Source organism: Sulfitobacter dubius (genome assembly GCF_027214245.1).
Lineage (GTDB): Bacteria > Pseudomonadota > Alphaproteobacteria > Rhodobacterales > Rhodobacteraceae > Sulfitobacter > Sulfitobacter dubius_A.
The window spans coordinates 256,508-272,111 of sequence record NZ_JAPWHM010000003.1 but is presented as its reverse complement, the minus strand read 5'-3'; the positions used below and the strand labels follow the sequence as shown (position 1 = coordinate 272,111).

The following is a 15,604-nucleotide window of genomic DNA, read 5'->3' as shown; positions in this document are numbered from 1 at the left end:
TAGCCATAATTTCCAATTGCAGTTTTGTAAATTTGCGATAGGTAAAAGTTATGAACTTCACTTTAAAACAACTCGAATATTTCCGCGCATTAGCGACCTTGGGCAACTTCGGGCGGGCGGCGGAGGCCAGCAATATCTCTCAGCCTGCGCTTTCCGTGCAGATCCGCACCTTGGAGGAGTCGCTGGGGGGGCGGTTGATCGAACGGCAAAGCCGCGCCTCGGTCCTTACGCCCTTGGGCCGCGAGGTGCTGACCCGCGCCGAGGATATCCTGCGCCGCGCCAAACTGTTGGAGGCCACCGCGCGCGAGCAAGTGGGGCTGGCGGGCACGTTGAACCTTGGGCTGATCCCGACGGTGGCGCCCTATCTGTTGCCCGGCGTGCTGGCCGCGCTGCGGGCGCAGGATATTTCCCTGCGGGTTGAGGTGCGCGAGGCGCAGACCGATCAACTGCTGGCCGATCTGCGGGCCGGGGCGCTGGATGCGGCGGTGATGGCGGTGCCGACAGGCGAAACTGGTCTGGCCGAAATGCCCCTGTTCGAAGATCGCTTTTTGCTGGCAGGCTCTGCCGAGCGGATGGCGGGGGCGGATGTTGTCCGTCCGACCGATCTGGCCCGCACGCCGTTGATGCTGCTGGAAGACGGTCACTGCCTGACCGATCAAGCGCTGGAGGTTTGTCAGCGGGACAGGACGCAGGCGGGCATCCACACGGGCGCTTCGTCCCTCGCGACCTTGTCGCGGCTGGTGGAGGCGGGGTTTGGCATGACCTTGATGCCCGAGATCGCCGCCAAGACCGAGCTCGATGCCGCGCCGGGCCTACGCCTGCACCGTTTCGGCGCGCCGGAGCCTGCGCGGCAAATCGGGCTCGTGCGCCGGGCAGGCACGCCGGGCAGCGGTTGGGCGGCGCAATTGGCCGAAACGCTGAAAGAGGTGGGGGAAGGGCTGACCCGGCAGCTGCGCGCGAAATACTAGGAGCGGGCTGTTAGGAGGGCCTTGGTCAAAGGGATCGGGCCAAACGGCCCGATCCGATCACACGAAAGGGGCTTAGGCCGCTTCGGTCTGTTTCTGGTTTTCGAGGTATTCCAGCACGGTCTCGGGGCTGGACACGCCGTAGGGGTCATCGCCGTGGTTGTCGCTGATGCCGGGCTCTTCGAACCATGCTTCGATCTGACCGTCATTGACGATGGCCGCATAGCGCCAGCTGCGCGCGCCGAAGCCGAGGTTGTCTTTGGCCACCAACATGCCCATGCGGCGGGTGAATTCGCCGGACCCATCAGGGATCACGTCGATGTTCTGGACGCCCTGCATCTCTTTCCACTTGTTCATGACAAAGCTGTCATTGACGGACAGGCAATAGATCGCGTCGATGCCATGCTCTTGGAAGGCGGCAAAGTTGTTCTCAAAACCGGGCAGCTGGTAAGTGCTGCATGTCGGCGTGAAGGCACCGGGGAGGGAGAACAGGACAACGCGCTTGCCTTTGAAGAAATCTTCGCTGGTCTTGTCTTCCCAGCGGAAGGGGTTGGAGCCTTCGATGCTTTCGTCGCGCACGCGCGTCTTGAAGGTGACGTTGGGAACTTGAATACCGGGTTTCATCGCGTCTCTCTTTCTCGGATTGGAATCTTTGAGGCTTGGTAGCTCATATAGGCAGCCTGAGCAACTCTCGCAATGCTGCAACTGCATTGTAGTTTTCCGTTTAGAAAACAATGCTCTAAATAAAGGCGCGGGGGCGATGCCGCTGGTGCATGGCAGCCTTGTCTTGGGGGCGCATGCTGTAGGTGGTCATCGGGTTAAGGACTGTGATAAACAGGATGCGACACAATGATCAGAGGCCCCCGATGCGCGATCTGAAGATACCCGAACAGCGCCACCCCGAAAAGGCGCGCAAGCCCGACAACGCCCAGCCGAAAAAGCCAAGCTGGATCAGGGTCAAAGCGCCCGGCGGCAAGGGCTATGCCGAGACCGCGCGGATCATGCGTGACAACAAGCTGACCACGGTCTGCGAAGAGGCGGGCTGCCCCAACGTAGGCGAATGCTGGTCTCAAGGTCACGCCACGATGATGATCATGGGCGAGGTTTGTACCCGCGCCTGCACCTTCTGCAACATCGCCACCGGCAAGCCGCCAGAGGATTTGGATGTGTTCGAGCCGGGCCGCGTGGCCGATGCGGTCTCCAAACTGGGGCTGAACCATGTGGTCATCACGAGCGTTGACCGGGACGATATCGAAGACGGCGGGGCGGAGCATTTCGCCCAGACGATCCGCGCCGTGCGCCACCGCAGCCCGGACACGACGATCGAGATTCTAACACCGGATTTCATCCGTTGCGGCCCCGAAGCCCTTGAAAAGGTTGTCGAAGCGCGCCCGGATGTGTTCAACCACAATCTTGAAACCGTACCGGGCCTCTACCCCGAGGTGCGCCCCGGCGCGCGTTACTTCCACTCCCTCCGCCTGCTTCAGCGGGTGAAGGAGTTGGACCCGTCGATGTTCACCAAATCGGGCATCATGGTGGGCTTGGGCGAAGACCGGCAATCGGTCATTCAGGTGATGGAAGACATGCGCGCTGCCGATATCGACTTCCTGACCATTGGCCAATACCTGCAGCCGACGCCCAAGCACCACGCGCTGGACCGTTTTGTCACGCCAGAGGAGTTCTCCTCCTACGAAAAAGCGGCTTACGGCAAGGGCTTCCTCATGGTCTCCGCCACGCCGCTGACCCGGTCGAGCTATCACGCGGGCGACGACTTCGCGCGACTACGCGAGGCGCGGAACCGCAAGCTGGGTATCGCGTAATCCCATGAAGACGCGCCCGGCGTTAACCGCCGGGCAGGGCCTTGAGGTAGGCCGCAATCGCTTCGCGGTCGCTCTCGGGAAGTTGGGCAAGGTTGCTGACCACCTCGGCCATCTCTCCGCCCGCGCTGTCCCATTCCGGCGTGAAGCCGGAGGTGAAATATTCCACCAGATCGGCCTTGGACCACTCAAGATGTGCGGGCGTGATGCCGGGGATGCGCCCCTTGCCCGAGGGGTTCGGCGCGCCGGCAAGCCAAGCGTCCTGCTCCAGCCCGCCCAAGGCACCGCGTGGCGTGTGGCATTCGCCGCAATGGGCCAGCCCTTCGACAAGGTAGCGCCCGCGTTCGACCTGTGCATCTGAGGCATCGGCCAGCACAAAATCTTCGTTGAAGAACATCATCTTCCACGCGCCGAGGCCCCGGCGGATGTTGAAGGGAAAACCCACCTCATGCGGCAGGCTTGGGATATCTGCGGCAGGTAGGGTCTGCATATAGGCAAACAGGTTCACCACGTCCTGCGCGGCGAGATGCTGATATGCGGTATAGGGAAAAGCGGGATAGTAGTGCTGGCCTTCGGGCGAGACACCGCGCGTTACGGCGCGGGCAAACTCTGGCAGGGTCCACTCACCGATGCCGTGGGTCGGGTCTGGTGATATGTTGGGCGCATGAAAGGTGCCGAAATCGCTGGGGAAGGGCAGGCCACCGGCCAAAACCAGCATCTCGTCCCCTTCACCCTCAGGCGCGGCATGACATGACACGCAGCCCCCGGCGGCAAAGACGAGCGCGCCCGCTTCGGGTTCAGGCGTCAGCCCCGCGCCGTAGGACGGCTCAAGCGGATCGGGCCGGGTAATGACCCAGCCAAGGGCCGCGCCAAGAACGGCACAGCCCAGCAGTACAGGAATTACACGGCGCAAGGATCAGTTCTTGGGGCCGCGGTAGTCGTCGTGACAGGCACCACAGGCTTTGCCCACAGCACCCATGCCGGCCTTTAGCGCGTCCAGATCGGTGCCTGCGGCTGCGATCATATCCGCGCTGGCGGTTTCCAGCGCCATGAAGGCGTCGCTGAACCCTTCAGAATCACTCCAGATTTCAGCCTTAGCACGGGACCCTTCGACAGCCCCTTGCTCTGTCCCTTCAAGCCATAGTGTGTCTGGCTTAAACCCTGCAGCGGCATGAAGGTTGGTGGCGGCGGCGGTTGCCATTTCGGCGTCATATTCCATTTCGCCCTTGGCCATCCCGCCCAAAATGCCGGTGTGATAGGCGATCAGTTGCATCTGCGCGTGGCGCGCGTTGACGGCGTCGCTGGCGGCTTTTTCACTATGGCTGGCGGCGAATCCAGCGGTCGCGATCATCGCGGCGCCGATGCCGATGGCAGTAATGCTTTTGGTCAAATGCATGGTCATCTCCCTTTTCTTGTCGCAGCGTAACATGAGCACGGCTTGCAATAAAAAACAAAAACGTGATCAGCGGGATAACCGGCGCGCTTCGGCTTAGAACCGGCGGGGGATACGCTCTGCCGTGGCCCAGTCGGGCCAATAGCCCAGCCATTCGATCAAGCCGATGGCCAAAGCCGCCGCGATGATCGCGAAGACCACGATCACCCGCTTCGTGGACGGTGGATTGCGCGCCCATTGGGACATGCGCATCAGCCACCGTGGGTCCATCACGTAAAGCGGACCTTGCCGATGAAAGGCAGGTTGCGGTTGCGTTGGGCAAAGTCGATGCCGTAGCCCACCACAAATTCATCGGGAATTTCAAAGCCGGTCCAGTCTGCTTTGAGATCGACCTCACGCCGGGTGGGTTTGTCGAGCAGGGCGATAGATTTCAACCGTGCAGGTTCGCGCGAGCGGAGCAGGTTGGTGACATGATGCAACGTGTGGCCCGTGTCGACGATATCTTCGACAACCAGCACGTCGCGCCCTTCGATGGCACCGCGCAAGTCCTTAAGAATGCGCACTTCCCGGCTGCTCTCCATGCCGTCGCCATAGCTGGAGGCTTCGAGGAAGTCGACCTCGATCGGCAGGTCCAATTCGCGCACCAGATCGGCGATGAACACGAAGGACCCGCGCAGCAGACCGACCACGACCAGTTTGTCGGTGCCGTCAAATTCGTCGTGAATTTCGCGGCAGAGAGTCTCAATCCGGGCCGCGATGGCCTTGGCCGAGATCATTTCATCGATGACGTAAGGCCGTTGTGCCATGGTTTTGCCCTTGAATCTGCGGGGTCGAAAAGTGAAATAGGGGGTAACCCGCAACGCAACGGAACGCAATGCCCACCCATTCAGAGACCCGCCAACTGCCCTATAGCGCGCAACAGATGTATGATCTTGTCGCTGATGTGGCCCGCTATCCCGAATTCCTGCCTTGGACCGCTGCCGCGCGTATTCGCAGCGACGAAGACCGGGGCGATCACCGGGTGATGGAAGCCGATCTTGTGATCTCTTTCAAAGTGTTCCGCGAGCGGTTCACCAGCCGCGTCGTGCTCTGGCCCGAGGCCAAGAAGATCGACACCGAATATCTGGATGGTCCGTTCAAGTATATGAAATCAAACTGGCATTTCGAGGATAATCTCGAAGGCTGTCAGGTGCATTTCTTCGTCGATTTCGAATTCAAGAATATGATCCTGCAAAAGGTCATCGGCGTGGTTTTTAACGAGGCGATGCAGCGGATCGTGCGGGCCTTTGAGAACCGTGCGAAAGAGCTTTACGGCCCCAAAGGCTAAAGCGCCGCGAAGCCTCGCAGCAAGAGGCCGAGCGCGTGGTCGCGGGCGGCCAAGCGCACGGCATCGCGGCCCTGCGCGCCGAACCCCACCGTTTCGGTCTGAACCCCGGCTGACGTGGCAAGGCCAAAACAGACGCGGCCTTCGGGCTTATGTTCCGACCCGCCCGGGCCCGCGATGCCGGTGATCGACACGGCGATCTGCCCCTCTGACCGCTCCAGCGCACCCGCGGCCATCTCTTTGGCCACCTGTTCAGACACCGCGCCCCATTGCGCCAATGTCACCTCCGACACGCCGAGCATCGCCACTTTCGCCGCATTGGTATAAGTGACAAAGCCGCGATCCAGCAGGGCCGAAGACCCCGGCAGATCGGTCAACGCAGCGGCGAGCATCCCTCCTGTGCAACTCTCTGCACAGGCGACCATCGCCCCCGTTTCGCGCGCCTTTTCCAGCAGTTGCGCGGCAAGGCTCATTCACAGCACCCCGTGATAAAGCGCGGCCAACGCCATGACGCCGAGGGCCGCGAAAATCCCGGCAAAGATATCGTCTAGCATCACGCCCCATGGCCCGCCCTGACGGTCGGCCCAGCCTATGATCAACGGTTTGGTGATATCAAACAGCCGGAACAGCGCGAAGGCGGCGATCCAACCGGGCCACATGGCAAGGATTGGGAACTGCATCGACCATGCAGCATAAGAGAGTGGCAAAAGCGCGATCCACTGGCCAACCAATTCGTCGACCACGACCTCTCCGGGGTCATGATCCGGCCCGCCCGCCGTGTAGCGCGCAGTGGCCCACCAGCCCAAAGGGATCGCCACGAGGATCCCGATCACCAGCAGGGGAAAGCCGCCCAGCACATGCAACAGCCACGCATAGGGCAGGGCGATGAGCGACCCCCAAGTGCCCGGCGCGGGGCGGATGTGGCCAACGCCCAAAAGCGTTGCGATCAGATGAGCTGGGGTCATGTTTTCACCAATGTTGCTGTGGCCATACAGGCAATGCCTTCGCCGCGTCCGGTAAAGCCGAGGCGCTCGCTCGTTGTCGCTTTGACGGATACGCGGTCGATCTCGATCCCCAGCATCTCGGCCATCGAGGCGCGCATCGGCTCGACGTGGGGGCCGATCTTCGGCGTCTCGCAGATGAGCGTGCAGTCGACATGGGTCAGGGTGAACCCCATATCGCGGGCGAGCTGTGCCGCATGGCGCAGGAAAATATCGCTGCGCGCGCCTTTCCATTGCGGATCGCTCGGCGGGAAATGCTGGCCGATGTCGCCGCGTGCAAGCGCGCCGTAGATGGCATCGGTGACGGTATGCAGCGCGACATCGGCGTCGGAATGGCCGACCAGCCCGTTGGTATGTGGGATGTCGATGCCGCAGAGGGTCACGTGATCTCCGGGGCCGAAGGCGTGCACGTCAAATCCGTTGCCGGTGCGAATGTCCATGCGGGTCTCCAATATGCGGGCGGCGCGGGCGAAATCCTCGGGCCGGGTGATTTTCAGGTTATCGGCGCTGCCTTGGGTGATGGCAACGGTCAGGCCCGCGGCGCGGGCGACTTCCACATCATCCGCCGCTTGGCCGTGATAGGCGGCATGGGCCGCGCGGATCGCGGCAAGATCAAAGCCCTGAGGCGTCTGCGCGGCGAAGAGGGCGCTGCGGTCTTGCGTGCCGGTGACGTGGCCATCCGCGCCCTGCCAAAGCGCATCGGTGACCGGCAGGCCCGGTGCGGCTGCTTGATGCTGGTCGAGCGCATCAATCACGCCAGTAATGATCTGGGCCGAAACGCAGGGCCGCGCGGCGTCATGGATCAACACCCTCTCTGCTTGCCGAATGGCCCCAAGCCCGCGTTGGACCGAGGCCGCACGCTCCGCCCCGCCAGTGGTGACGGTAACGCCTTGGGCCGCAAACGCCTCGGCCTGATCCATGTCGTCTTGATGCAACACCAGCACGATCTCGGTGATCTGGGGTAGGGCGCGAAAGGCGGCGAGGGTATGGTCGATCACACGCGCGCCCGCTAGCGCCTGCCATTGTTTCGGCTGCGGACCGCCCGCGCGGCTGCCGCGTCCTGCGGCAACGATCAAAGCTGCGATACTCATGCGGGCAATCTGGAATACGTGGTGAACATGGCCCTGTTTAGGCAATGCGGCGGCGGGGTGCAATCTGGGGTGACTGCCCAAAAAATAAGCAGTTGCTTGGCGCATAGCTGCTTTTCAGGCTAGTTTCATTGAGGTCACCCCGTGGCAGAGCTACACAGCAAGGGACCGCACAAGGATTAAGCACGTGATCGCCGACCCCCTGACATTCGACCCACCGGTATTCCTCGCCCCGATGGCGGGGATCACCGATCTGCCCTATCGCAGCCTTGTGGCGCGATTCGGGGCCGGATTGGTCGTGTCCGAGATGGTCGCCAGCCAAGAATTGCTCAGCCGCCGCCCCGGTACGCGGGAGAAAGCGGAGCTGGGATTGGACGTCATTGGTACCTCGGTACAACTTGCAGGCCGCGAAGCCGAACCGATGGCCGAGGCTGCGCGGATGGTCGAAGCCATGGGTGCCCGGATCATCGACATTAACATGGGCTGCCCGGCCAAAAAGGTGACGCAGGGCGCTTCGGGCTCGGCGCTGATGAAAACGCCCGATCACGCGCTGCGGCTGATTGAGGCGGTTGTGGGCGCGGTCAAGGTGCCGGTGACGCTGAAAACCCGGCTGGGCTGGGATGACAATATGCTTAACGCCGCACCGATCGCCAAACGGGCCGAGGACGCGGGCGTGCAGATGATCACCATCCACGGGCGCACCCGCTGTCAGTTCTACAAGGGCCGCGCCGATTGGGCCGCGATACGGGCGGTGAAAGAAACGGTGCGCGTCCCCGTCATCGCCAATGGCGATATCACTGGCAGCGATGAGGCACGCCAAGCCCTGCGGCTGTCGGGCGCAGATGGTGTGATGGTCGGGCGCGGCGCGCAAGGCAGGCCTTGGCTGCTGGCGCAAATCGCGCATGACCTGCACGGACGCGCCAAACCGATGGTCCCCAAAGGGGCCGCAATGGCCCAGATGGTGGCCGAACATTACGACGAGATGCTGCGTTTTTACGGGGTCGAGCTGGGGGCCAAGGTCGCCCGCAAGCATTTGGGCTGGTATATGGACCATTGCGCCACCCCCGCCGATCTGCGCCGCGCCTTGCTGACGGCGCCGGAGGTGAAGACCACCTTTGATCTAATCGCAGAGGCCATGCAGTACAGCGCCGCAGCGGCTCAAACTCCGGTCGCGGCATGAGGGCCGAGATACCTGAGCGGCAGGTTTGGACCTCTTTGCCAGTGCCTGCCTTTATCGTCGGCGCCGACGACCGGGTCGCGGATTTGAACCCCTCTGCCGAAGGGTTCCTCAATGCCTCTGCCCGCGCCACGATTGGCCAATCGATCTGGAAGTTGATCGCGGTGGATCACCCGCTTGAGGCCGCGTTTGCCCGTGCGCGGCTGCAGGGCACGCCGCTGTTCGTGAATGACGTGGACGTCGGCGCGATGCAGCGCGCGCCTTTGCAATGCGGCTTGCAGATTGCGCCACTGGTGGGCGGGGCGGGGGAGATGGTTCTGATGATCACTCCGCGCGAATTGGCCGGGCGCATCACCCAAGATCACAGCGTGAAATCCGCCGCCAAATCCGCCATCGGCATGGCCGAGATGCTGGCCCATGAGATCAAGAACCCGTTGGCCGGGATCACCGGCGCGGCACAGCTTTTGTCGATGAACCTGTCCAAAAGTGATCTGGAACTGACCGATCTCATCGTTGCCGAAAGCCGGCGCATTGTAAAACTGCTGGAACAGGTCGAGCAATTTGGCAACCTCATGGCGCCCGAGCGCAAACCGGTGAACCTGCATGATGTGCTGGACCGCGCGCGGCGGTCGGCGCTGTTGGGCTTCGGCTCAAAGATGAAAATCACCGAGGATTACGACCCATCTCTGCCGCCCGCGCTTGGTGATAAGGACCAGCTTTTGCAGGTCTTGTTGAACCTCATCCGCAACGCGGCTGAAGCGGCGGGCGCGGCGGGGGGCACCATCCGGCTGCGCAGTTTCTATGAACACGGGTTCCAGTTGCGCCGCGCCGATGGGGATGGCCAGCCGCTGCCCCTACAGATCGAGGTGATTGACGATGGCCCCGGCCTGCCGGAACATATCCGCGCCGATGTTTTCGACCCATTCGTGTCGGGCCGTGAGAATGGCACCGGACTAGGCCTCGCCTTAGTGAGCAAGATTATCTCAGACCACGGAGGCTGGATTTCAGTCAGTTCCGCCCCCGGTCGAACCGCATTCCGCATTTCGCTGCCGCGCGCAGGCGCCGCTGCCCTCAAGGAGAATTGACATGGATGGCACCATCCTCGTCGCCGATGACGACCGCACAATCCGCACCGTTCTGACCCAAGCGCTGACCCGCGCGGGCTGCAAGGTTCATGCCACATCAAGCCTGACCACCCTGATGCGATGGGTCAGCGAGGGCAAGGGCGACGCGGTGATCTCTGACGTGGTCATGCCTGATGGCAACGGGTTGGAAATGCTCCCGAAAATCGCGCAGGACCGACCCGGCCTGCCGGTGATCGTGATCTCGGCGCAGAACACCATCATGACGGCGATCAAGGCGGCAGAGGCCGAAGCCTTTGACTATTTGCCCAAACCCTTCGACCTGCCGGACCTGATGAAACGCACCGCCCGTGCGTTGGAGCAGCGCACGACGCTCAGCCGCAAGGCCGCCGCCGACGACAGTGCCGAGATCGACGCTGAACGTGATGATCTGCCGATGATCGGCCGCACCCCGGTGATGCAGGCGCTGTACCGCACCGTGGCGCGGGTGATGAACACCGACCTACCGGTGCTGATCTGGGGCGAAAGCGGCTCGGGTAAATCGCTGATCGCTCGGGCCATTCACGACTTTTCAGACCGGCGCAGCCTGCCGTTCGTGACCGTGACGGATGCCGATCTTGCCGATATCGAAGGCCCCTCGCGGGTGCTGGCGCGGGTCGGCGGTGGCACCTTGATGATCGATGAAATTGCGGATTTCCCCCAAGATATTCAAGCCCGTCTGGTGCGGATGATGGATGCACCGGGCGAAGACGCGCCGCGGTTCATGGCCACCAGCCAAAGTGACTTGGATGCGGCGATGCAAGAAGGCAAGCTGCGCCGCGATCTCTATTACCGCCTGTCGGGGGCAACCCTCGAAGTGCCTGCGCTGCGGGACCGGGTGGAGGACATCCCGCTTTTGGCCGATCACTTCTTGGCCCGTGCCAACCCCGGGCCTGCGTCAGCGCGCAAACTCTCGGACAAGGCTGCGCAAATCCTGCTGAAGTTCCCTTGGCCCGGCAATGTGCGCCAATTGGAACATGCCATGCGGCAACTTGCACTGGCCAGCCAAGCGGCCGAGATCACGGCGAGCGAGGCCGAGCAGTTGCTGGGCGCACAAAGTGGTCCGGCACCGATGCAGACCGAGGCCGATACCGAACGGTTGGGTGCCTCGGTCGAGCGTCATTTGCAACGGTATTTCGATCTGCACGGCTCCATGCTGCCGCCTCCGGGGCTTTACGCGCGGATCCTGCGCGAAGTCGAACTTCCGATGATCGAAATCGCGCTTGCCGCAACGGCAGGGAACCAAGCTAAATGTGCCGCTTTGTTGGGAATCAATCGAAATACTTTGCGCAAGAAGATCACCGACCTCGATATTGAGGTGACACGGGGCCGCAAGATGATGTAAAAGAGCCACATAACAGTGGCCATCGGGGTACTCTCCCGTTCAGGACCACATAATATGGCGGTTGATGCAGCAATGCATCACAACATCGGTGAGGTATGCGGGTGGCAACCCGGTCACGCAGGTTCAAGCTCGAACGGTTGGGGCGTCTCAGGCGAGTCAAACGGCTGCGCAATTGGTCCACCTTTGGGCTGGTGGTGCTGGGGCCTGTTTTGGCGCTTGCGACCTATCTGGCACTCGGGCCTTTGGGGCAGGGGGCGGATACGCTCAATCTGCGGCTCATCCTGTTGTCCGATCTTGTTTATGTGCTGCTGGTGGCGGCGCTGGTCCTTATTCAGGTCGGGCGGCTGATTTCAGCGCGCCGCGCTAAATCTGCGGGCTCCCGGCTGCACCTTCGGCTTACGGGTGTCTTTGCCTTGATGGCGCTCATCCCAACCGTGACGGTGGCGATTTTTGCCGGGCTTACCGTGAATGTGGGCCTCGAAGGCTGGTTCTCTGACCGGGTGAGCGGCGTGGTTGGCTCATCTCTGGCAGCGGCAGAGGCCTATGAGGCCGAGCAGCGCGAGGGCCTGATCCTAGATGCGCAAACCCTTGCCCGCAGCATCGATAGCGCCCGTGCGCAGGGCATCAACCTCAGCGACAGTGAGCTTTTGGGCGAAGGCCAGCGGCAAATCCAGCGCGGCCTGCGCGAAGCCTTCCTGATTGACAGCACCGCGCAAATCCGCGCCCGCGGTGATCGGTCCTATCTATTTGATTTCGAGGCTCCCACAGAGGCGCAGCTTGAAGCAGCCAGTGAAGAAGGCCTTCTGGTCATCGAAGATTGGCCCAACAACGAATTCCGCGCACTGGTGCCGATGGACGCCTATGTGGATCGCTTCCTCTATGTCTCCCGCGCCGTGGATGGTGAGATTCTGGCCCTGCTGGATGAAACCAAAGAGACGGTGCGTCTGTATCAACAACTTGAATCCGAGCGCGGGCGACTGCTGTTTGAATTCGCGCTTGTTTATTTGGGCTTTGCGGTAATTCTTATTCTGGCTGCTGTCTGGCTGGGCTTGTGGTTTGCCGAACGGCTCTCTGGCCCGGTCGGTCGGTTGACTGGGGCCGCGCAGCAGGTGGGCGCGGGGGACCTGAACGTGCAGGTCCGCGAAGAAGAGGGCGACGATGAAATCGCTATGCTGGGCCGCTACTTCAACCAAATGACGCGGCAGTTGAAAGGCCAACGCGAGACGTTGCTGGAAAATACCGACCAGATCGAGCGCCGCCGCCGCCTGTTCGATTCCGTGCTGAGCTCAGTGACCTCGGGCGTGGTGGGGCTGGACCCCGAGGGGCGCGTGACCTTCGTGAACCGCTCTGCCATGCGGCTGCTGGATTGGTCGGAAGATCAGCAAAGCCTGCCGCTGACCCTTGCCGTGCCGGAGTTCGGACCGCTCTTCGAGACGGTGAGGGCCGCGTCTGACGAAGTGGCGCAGGCGGAGATCAAAGTTTCGCGCCAAGGGGCGATGGAGAACCTGCTGGTGCGCATGGCGACCCGGCGGTCCAAGGATGGCGATCTTGAGGGCTATGTGGTGGCCTTTGACGATGTGACCGATCTAGTCTCGGCGCAACGCATGGCTGCTTGGGGCGACGTGGCGCGGCGGATTGCCCATGAGATTAAGAACCCGCTGACGCCCATCCAATTGAGCGCGGAGCGCATTCGCCGCAAGTTCGGCCCCAAGATGGCCGAGGGCGATGACGACGCGCTGGAGCAGATGACCGGCGTGATCATCCGTCAAACCGGCGACCTGCGGCGCATTGTCGATGAGTTTTCAAAATTCGCGCGGATGCCAGAGCCGGAAACCAGCCGTCAGGACATCCGGCAGTTGCTGCGCGATGCCGTGCTTCTCCAGCAGAGCAGACAGGAAGACGTTGCAATCAAACTTGACCTGCCAGCGCAGCCGGTCATGGCCAATATTGACGGCACGATGATCTCGCAGGCGCTGACCAACTTGATCAAGAACGCGGGCGAAGCAATTGATAGCTTGAAGAAAGACGGCGCGCCCGAGGGGCATGAGCCGCAAATTCGCGTGGTCCTGACGCCGGAAAATCGGCTTTTGCGGCTGACCATTGCCGACAATGGCATCGGCCTGCCCGAAGACCGCGCACGGCTGTTCGAGCCCTATGTGACCACGCGCAGCGAAGGCACAGGGCTGGGCCTGCCCATCGTCAAAAAGATTATCGAGGAACACGGCGGGAGCCTGACGCTCGAAACTGCGCCCGCATTCGACGGGCAAGACCATCACGGTGCCATGGCAGTCATTTCACTGCCCTTGGCCATCGACGCAACGACAGACCAAGGGGATAAGGCAGATGAGTGACATTCTGATTGTAGACGACGAACGCGACATCCGTGAGTTGATCTCGGACATCCTTGAGGATGAAGGCTTTGCCACGCGATTGGCCAGCAACTCAGACGAGACGATGGCCGAGATCAACACCGAGGCACCTGCGCTGATCATCCTCGACATCTGGCTCAAAGACAGCCGGATGGATGGGATCGACATTCTCAAGACCGTTAAACGGGACAATCCTGATGTGCCGGTGGTGATCATCTCGGGCCATGGCAATATCGAGATTGCCGTGGCGGCGATCAAACAAGGGGCTTACGACTTCATCGAAAAGCCGTTCAACATCGATCAATTGCTGGTGGTGATCCGCCGCGCAATGGAAACCTCGCGCCTGCGCCGGGAAAACCAGAACCTCAAGCGCCGGGATGTTGCCACCTCTGAGATGATCGGTACCTCGGCGCCCTATCGTGCTCTGCTGGGCCAACTTGACAAGGTGACCAAATCCAATGGCCGCGTGATGCTGACTGGCCCCGCGGGGTCGGGCAAGGAAGTGGCGGCGCGCTATATCCACGCCCATTCCGCCCGCGCCTCGGCGCCCTTTGTCACCGTCAACTGCGCCGGGGTGGCGCCTGATCGGATGGAAGAGGTGCTCTTTGGCCGGGAGACGCCGGACCGCGGGGTCGAGCCGGGGCTGCTGGAGCAGGCCCACGGCGGGGTGATCTACTTTGATGAGGTCGCGGACATGCCGCTTGGCACCCAGTCCAAAATCCTGCGGGTGCTGGTGGACCAACAGTTCACCCGCGTGGGCGGGACCGACAAGGTGCGCGTCGATCTGCGGGTGATTTCCTCAACGAACCGCGATCTGGATCAGGCGATCAAGGCAGATACCTTCCGGCAGGAACTCTATCACCGTCTGAACGTCGTGCCGATTGCCGTGCCATCCTTGGAAGAGCGGCGCGAGGATATTCCGCTGCTGGCCGAACATTTCATCGCCGAGTTCAACACCTCCCAAGGTCTGCCGCAGCGGGCGTTGACCGAAGATGCCGTTGCTCTGATGCAGACGATGGTCTGGCCCGGCAATGTGCGCCAGCTTAAGAACCTTGTTGAGCGGGTGCTGATCCTCGGGGATGGCACCGGTCCGATTGAGGCCCGTGAACTGCCCGGCGAAGAAGAGAACGGTGGCGATGAGGGGCGCGTGGTGCTTTCTGGCGCACTGGCAACGCTGCCGCTGCGCGAAGCGCGAGAGGCCTTTGAGCGGGAATACCTGCTGACTCAGATCAACCGTTTTGGCGGCAACATCAGCCGCACCGCGAATTTCGTCGGCATGGAACGCAGCGCCTTGCACCGCAAGTTGAAATCGCTTGGCGTTGTGACCTCGGCCAAGGCAGGTGTGCGAGTGGCCCATGTGGACGAGGAAGTGGAGGCGACGGGCTAAGCCGCAAGGCTCAGGCGCGAGGGGCGGCACCCCTCGCGATCCCAGTTAGCCGCGCGTAACGATCTGGAAAGACCCGTTCTTGTTGCGGATCACACAGGAATTGGAGTTCAGGGCCGGCAGGGTCGTGGTCGCGCGCGGTGGTGCGGCGCGGGCGATATTGTTCGGGCAAGCGGGGATCGACACAGGGGCAAAGTCCTGATCGGCCATACATTGCCCCTCGACCCGGTTGCGCAGATCCTCGTTAGGATCAAATGTCACCAGCTCACCGGGGACATAAAAGCCGCCCGTAACCCTGCATTTATTGTCGGCATTACAGTGGCGCCGCTCGGGCACATAGCGCGGTGGTTCGCGGCGGACTTGGGTGGAGATCGGCACATCACGCAGCGCCTGCACTTCGCAGGCGGTGGTCGCGCGGTTCACCTGCGCGACACTCGCGCCCGGTTTGTAATAGGTATTCAGCGGCGCGCAGGCGGCAACCCCCAAGGCGATAAGCGTTAGGGCAAAGGCGGCGCGAGAGGGGCGAAGCGATATCGGTTTCATAGCGCCATCATGCCGCTGTTGCGGGGGAAAGACAATTGATTTGACCCTTGCCAACCCATCTGTCATGCCCTCTAACC

At 62.0% G+C, this 15,604-nt stretch carries 17 protein-coding genes; 8 read left to right on the top strand and 9 right to left on the bottom strand.

What is annotated here, in order from left to right; genetic code table 11:
- The first annotated feature begins 50 nt into the window (after positions 1-50).
- Positions 51-968, top strand: coding sequence for a hydrogen peroxide-inducible genes activator (locus O4H31_RS08380; RefSeq protein WP_269344749.1), 918 nt, complete (start codon positions 51-53; stop codon positions 966-968).
- 72 nt (positions 969-1,040) lie between these two features.
- Here the strand turns inward: O4H31_RS08380 and O4H31_RS08375 are convergent, their stop codons facing one another.
- The gene (locus O4H31_RS08375; RefSeq protein WP_269344746.1) at positions 1,041-1,589 is read right to left on the bottom strand and encodes a peroxiredoxin; all 549 of its coding nucleotides are present in this window, start codon (positions 1,587-1,589) and stop codon (positions 1,041-1,043) included.
- A gap of 242 nt (positions 1,590-1,831) precedes the next feature.
- Between O4H31_RS08375 and lipA the strand changes: the two genes are divergently transcribed.
- Positions 1,832-2,785 carry a lipoyl synthase gene (gene lipA, locus O4H31_RS08370; RefSeq protein WP_269344744.1) on the top strand — a complete coding sequence of 318 codons (954 nt, stop codon included), beginning with the start codon at positions 1,832-1,834 and terminating at the stop codon, positions 2,783-2,785.
- Positions 2,786-2,807: 22 nt separating this feature from the next.
- Here the strand turns inward: lipA and O4H31_RS08365 are convergent, their stop codons facing one another.
- From O4H31_RS08365 to hpt, 4 genes are all read right to left on the bottom strand, one after another.
- Positions 2,808-3,695: a c-type cytochrome gene (locus tag O4H31_RS08365; protein WP_269344741.1), complete on the bottom strand. Its 888-nt coding sequence runs from the start codon at positions 3,693-3,695 to the stop codon at positions 2,808-2,810.
- Between the two features lie 3 nt (positions 3,696-3,698).
- Complete coding sequence (locus O4H31_RS08360; protein WP_269344740.1) at positions 3,699-4,178, bottom strand: c-type cytochrome; 480 nt, start codon at positions 4,176-4,178, stop codon at positions 3,699-3,701.
- Between the two features lie 93 nt (positions 4,179-4,271).
- The gene (locus tag O4H31_RS08355) at positions 4,272-4,448 is read right to left on the bottom strand and encodes a hypothetical protein (RefSeq protein ID WP_269344738.1); all 177 of its coding nucleotides are present in this window, start codon (positions 4,446-4,448) and stop codon (positions 4,272-4,274) included.
- Positions 4,445-4,981 (bottom strand): hypoxanthine phosphoribosyltransferase, encoded by a 537-nt coding sequence (hpt, locus tag O4H31_RS08350; protein WP_093926363.1) that lies wholly within the window; start codon positions 4,979-4,981, stop codon positions 4,445-4,447. Before hpt ends, O4H31_RS08355 begins: the two co-directional genes overlap by 4 nt.
- A 68-nt stretch (positions 4,982-5,049) precedes the next feature.
- Between hpt and O4H31_RS08345 the strand changes: the two genes are divergently transcribed.
- Positions 5,050-5,502, top strand: coding sequence for a type II toxin-antitoxin system RatA family toxin (locus O4H31_RS08345; protein ID WP_067630597.1), 453 nt, complete (start codon positions 5,050-5,052; stop codon positions 5,500-5,502).
- On the opposite strand, the gene O4H31_RS08340 is transcribed toward O4H31_RS08345, so the two are convergent.
- Genes O4H31_RS08340 through O4H31_RS08330 form a run of 3 tightly spaced genes read right to left on the bottom strand, consistent with a single transcriptional unit; the run spans position 5,499 to position 7,591 of the window.
- Positions 5,499-5,972, bottom strand: coding sequence for a CinA family protein (locus O4H31_RS08340; RefSeq protein ID WP_269344734.1), 474 nt, complete (start codon positions 5,970-5,972; stop codon positions 5,499-5,501). The genes O4H31_RS08345 and O4H31_RS08340 overlap by 4 nt on opposite strands.
- Positions 5,973-6,464 carry a phosphatidylglycerophosphatase A gene (locus O4H31_RS08335; protein WP_269344732.1) on the bottom strand — a complete coding sequence of 164 codons (492 nt, stop codon included), beginning with the start codon at positions 6,462-6,464 and terminating at the stop codon, positions 5,973-5,975.
- Complete coding sequence (locus O4H31_RS08330) at positions 6,461-7,591, bottom strand: bifunctional 2-C-methyl-D-erythritol 4-phosphate cytidylyltransferase/2-C-methyl-D-erythritol 2,4-cyclodiphosphate synthase (RefSeq protein ID WP_269344730.1); 1,131 nt, start codon at positions 7,589-7,591, stop codon at positions 6,461-6,463. The genes O4H31_RS08335 and O4H31_RS08330 overlap by 4 nt, the downstream gene beginning before the upstream one ends.
- A gap of 184 nt (positions 7,592-7,775) precedes the next feature.
- Between O4H31_RS08330 and dusB the strand changes: the two genes are divergently transcribed.
- The 5 genes from dusB (at position 7,776) to O4H31_RS08305 (ending at position 14,987) form a co-directional block, all read left to right on the top strand.
- Positions 7,776-8,768, top strand: a complete 993-nt coding sequence (gene dusB, locus O4H31_RS08325; RefSeq protein WP_269344728.1) for a tRNA dihydrouridine synthase DusB — start codon at positions 7,776-7,778, stop codon at positions 8,766-8,768.
- A complete protein-coding gene (locus tag O4H31_RS08320) occupies positions 8,765-9,850 on the top strand; it encodes a two-component system sensor histidine kinase NtrB (protein ID WP_269344726.1) in 1,086 nt (361 codons plus the stop codon). Before dusB ends, O4H31_RS08320 begins: the two co-directional genes overlap by 4 nt.
- Position 9,851: 1 nt before the next feature.
- The gene (locus O4H31_RS08315) at positions 9,852-11,231 is read left to right on the top strand and encodes a response regulator (RefSeq protein ID WP_269344725.1); all 1,380 of its coding nucleotides are present in this window, start codon (positions 9,852-9,854) and stop codon (positions 11,229-11,231) included.
- Between the two features lie 95 nt (positions 11,232-11,326).
- A complete protein-coding gene (locus tag O4H31_RS08310) occupies positions 11,327-13,582 on the top strand; it encodes a sensor histidine kinase NtrY-like (RefSeq protein WP_269344723.1) in 2,256 nt (751 codons plus the stop codon).
- Entirely contained in the window at positions 13,575-14,987 is a 1,413-nt protein-coding gene (locus O4H31_RS08305; RefSeq protein WP_067630616.1) for a sigma-54-dependent transcriptional regulator, read from the top strand. Before O4H31_RS08310 ends, O4H31_RS08305 begins: the two co-directional genes overlap by 8 nt.
- Positions 14,988-15,032: 45 nt before the next feature.
- Here the strand turns inward: O4H31_RS08305 and O4H31_RS08300 are convergent, their stop codons facing one another.
- A complete protein-coding gene (locus O4H31_RS08300; protein ID WP_269344720.1) occupies positions 15,033-15,527 on the bottom strand; it encodes a hypothetical protein in 495 nt (164 codons plus the stop codon).
- Between the last annotated feature and the right edge of the window lie 77 nt (positions 15,528-15,604).

What these genes read in the sequence shown, in the direction of transcription:
- O4H31_RS08375 (WP_269344746.1), bottom strand. Translation starts at nt 1,589, where the DNA reads ATGAAACCCGGTATTCAAGTTCCCAACGTCACCTTCAAGACGCGCGTG.
- O4H31_RS08305 (WP_067630616.1), top strand. Translation starts at nt 13,575, where the DNA reads ATGAGTGACATTCTGATTGTAGACGACGAACGCGACATCCGTGAGTTG.
- O4H31_RS08380 (WP_269344749.1), top strand. Translation starts at nt 51, where the DNA reads ATGAACTTCACTTTAAAACAACTCGAATATTTCCGCGCATTAGCGACC.
- O4H31_RS08330 (WP_269344730.1), bottom strand. Translation starts at nt 7,591, where the DNA reads ATGAGTATCGCAGCTTTGATCGTTGCCGCAGGACGCGGCAGCCGCGCG.
- hpt (WP_093926363.1), bottom strand. Translation starts at nt 4,981, where the DNA reads ATGGCACAACGGCCTTACGTCATCGATGAAATGATCTCGGCCAAGGCC.
- O4H31_RS08360 (WP_269344740.1), bottom strand. Translation starts at nt 4,178, where the DNA reads ATGCATTTGACCAAAAGCATTACTGCCATCGGCATCGGCGCCGCGATG.
- O4H31_RS08310 (WP_269344723.1), top strand. Translation starts at nt 11,327, where the DNA reads ATGCGGGTGGCAACCCGGTCACGCAGGTTCAAGCTCGAACGGTTGGGG.
- O4H31_RS08340 (WP_269344734.1), bottom strand. Translation starts at nt 5,972, where the DNA reads ATGAGCCTTGCCGCGCAACTGCTGGAAAAGGCGCGCGAAACGGGGGCG.
- O4H31_RS08315 (WP_269344725.1), top strand. Translation starts at nt 9,852, where the DNA reads ATGGATGGCACCATCCTCGTCGCCGATGACGACCGCACAATCCGCACC.
- O4H31_RS08345 (WP_067630597.1), top strand. Translation starts at nt 5,050, where the DNA reads ATGCCCACCCATTCAGAGACCCGCCAACTGCCCTATAGCGCGCAACAG.
- O4H31_RS08300 (WP_269344720.1), bottom strand. Translation starts at nt 15,527, where the DNA reads ATGAAACCGATATCGCTTCGCCCCTCTCGCGCCGCCTTTGCCCTAACG.
- lipA (WP_269344744.1), top strand. Translation starts at nt 1,832, where the DNA reads ATGCGCGATCTGAAGATACCCGAACAGCGCCACCCCGAAAAGGCGCGC.
- O4H31_RS08320 (WP_269344726.1), top strand. Translation starts at nt 8,765, where the DNA reads ATGAGGGCCGAGATACCTGAGCGGCAGGTTTGGACCTCTTTGCCAGTG.
- O4H31_RS08335 (WP_269344732.1), bottom strand. Translation starts at nt 6,464, where the DNA reads ATGACCCCAGCTCATCTGATCGCAACGCTTTTGGGCGTTGGCCACATC.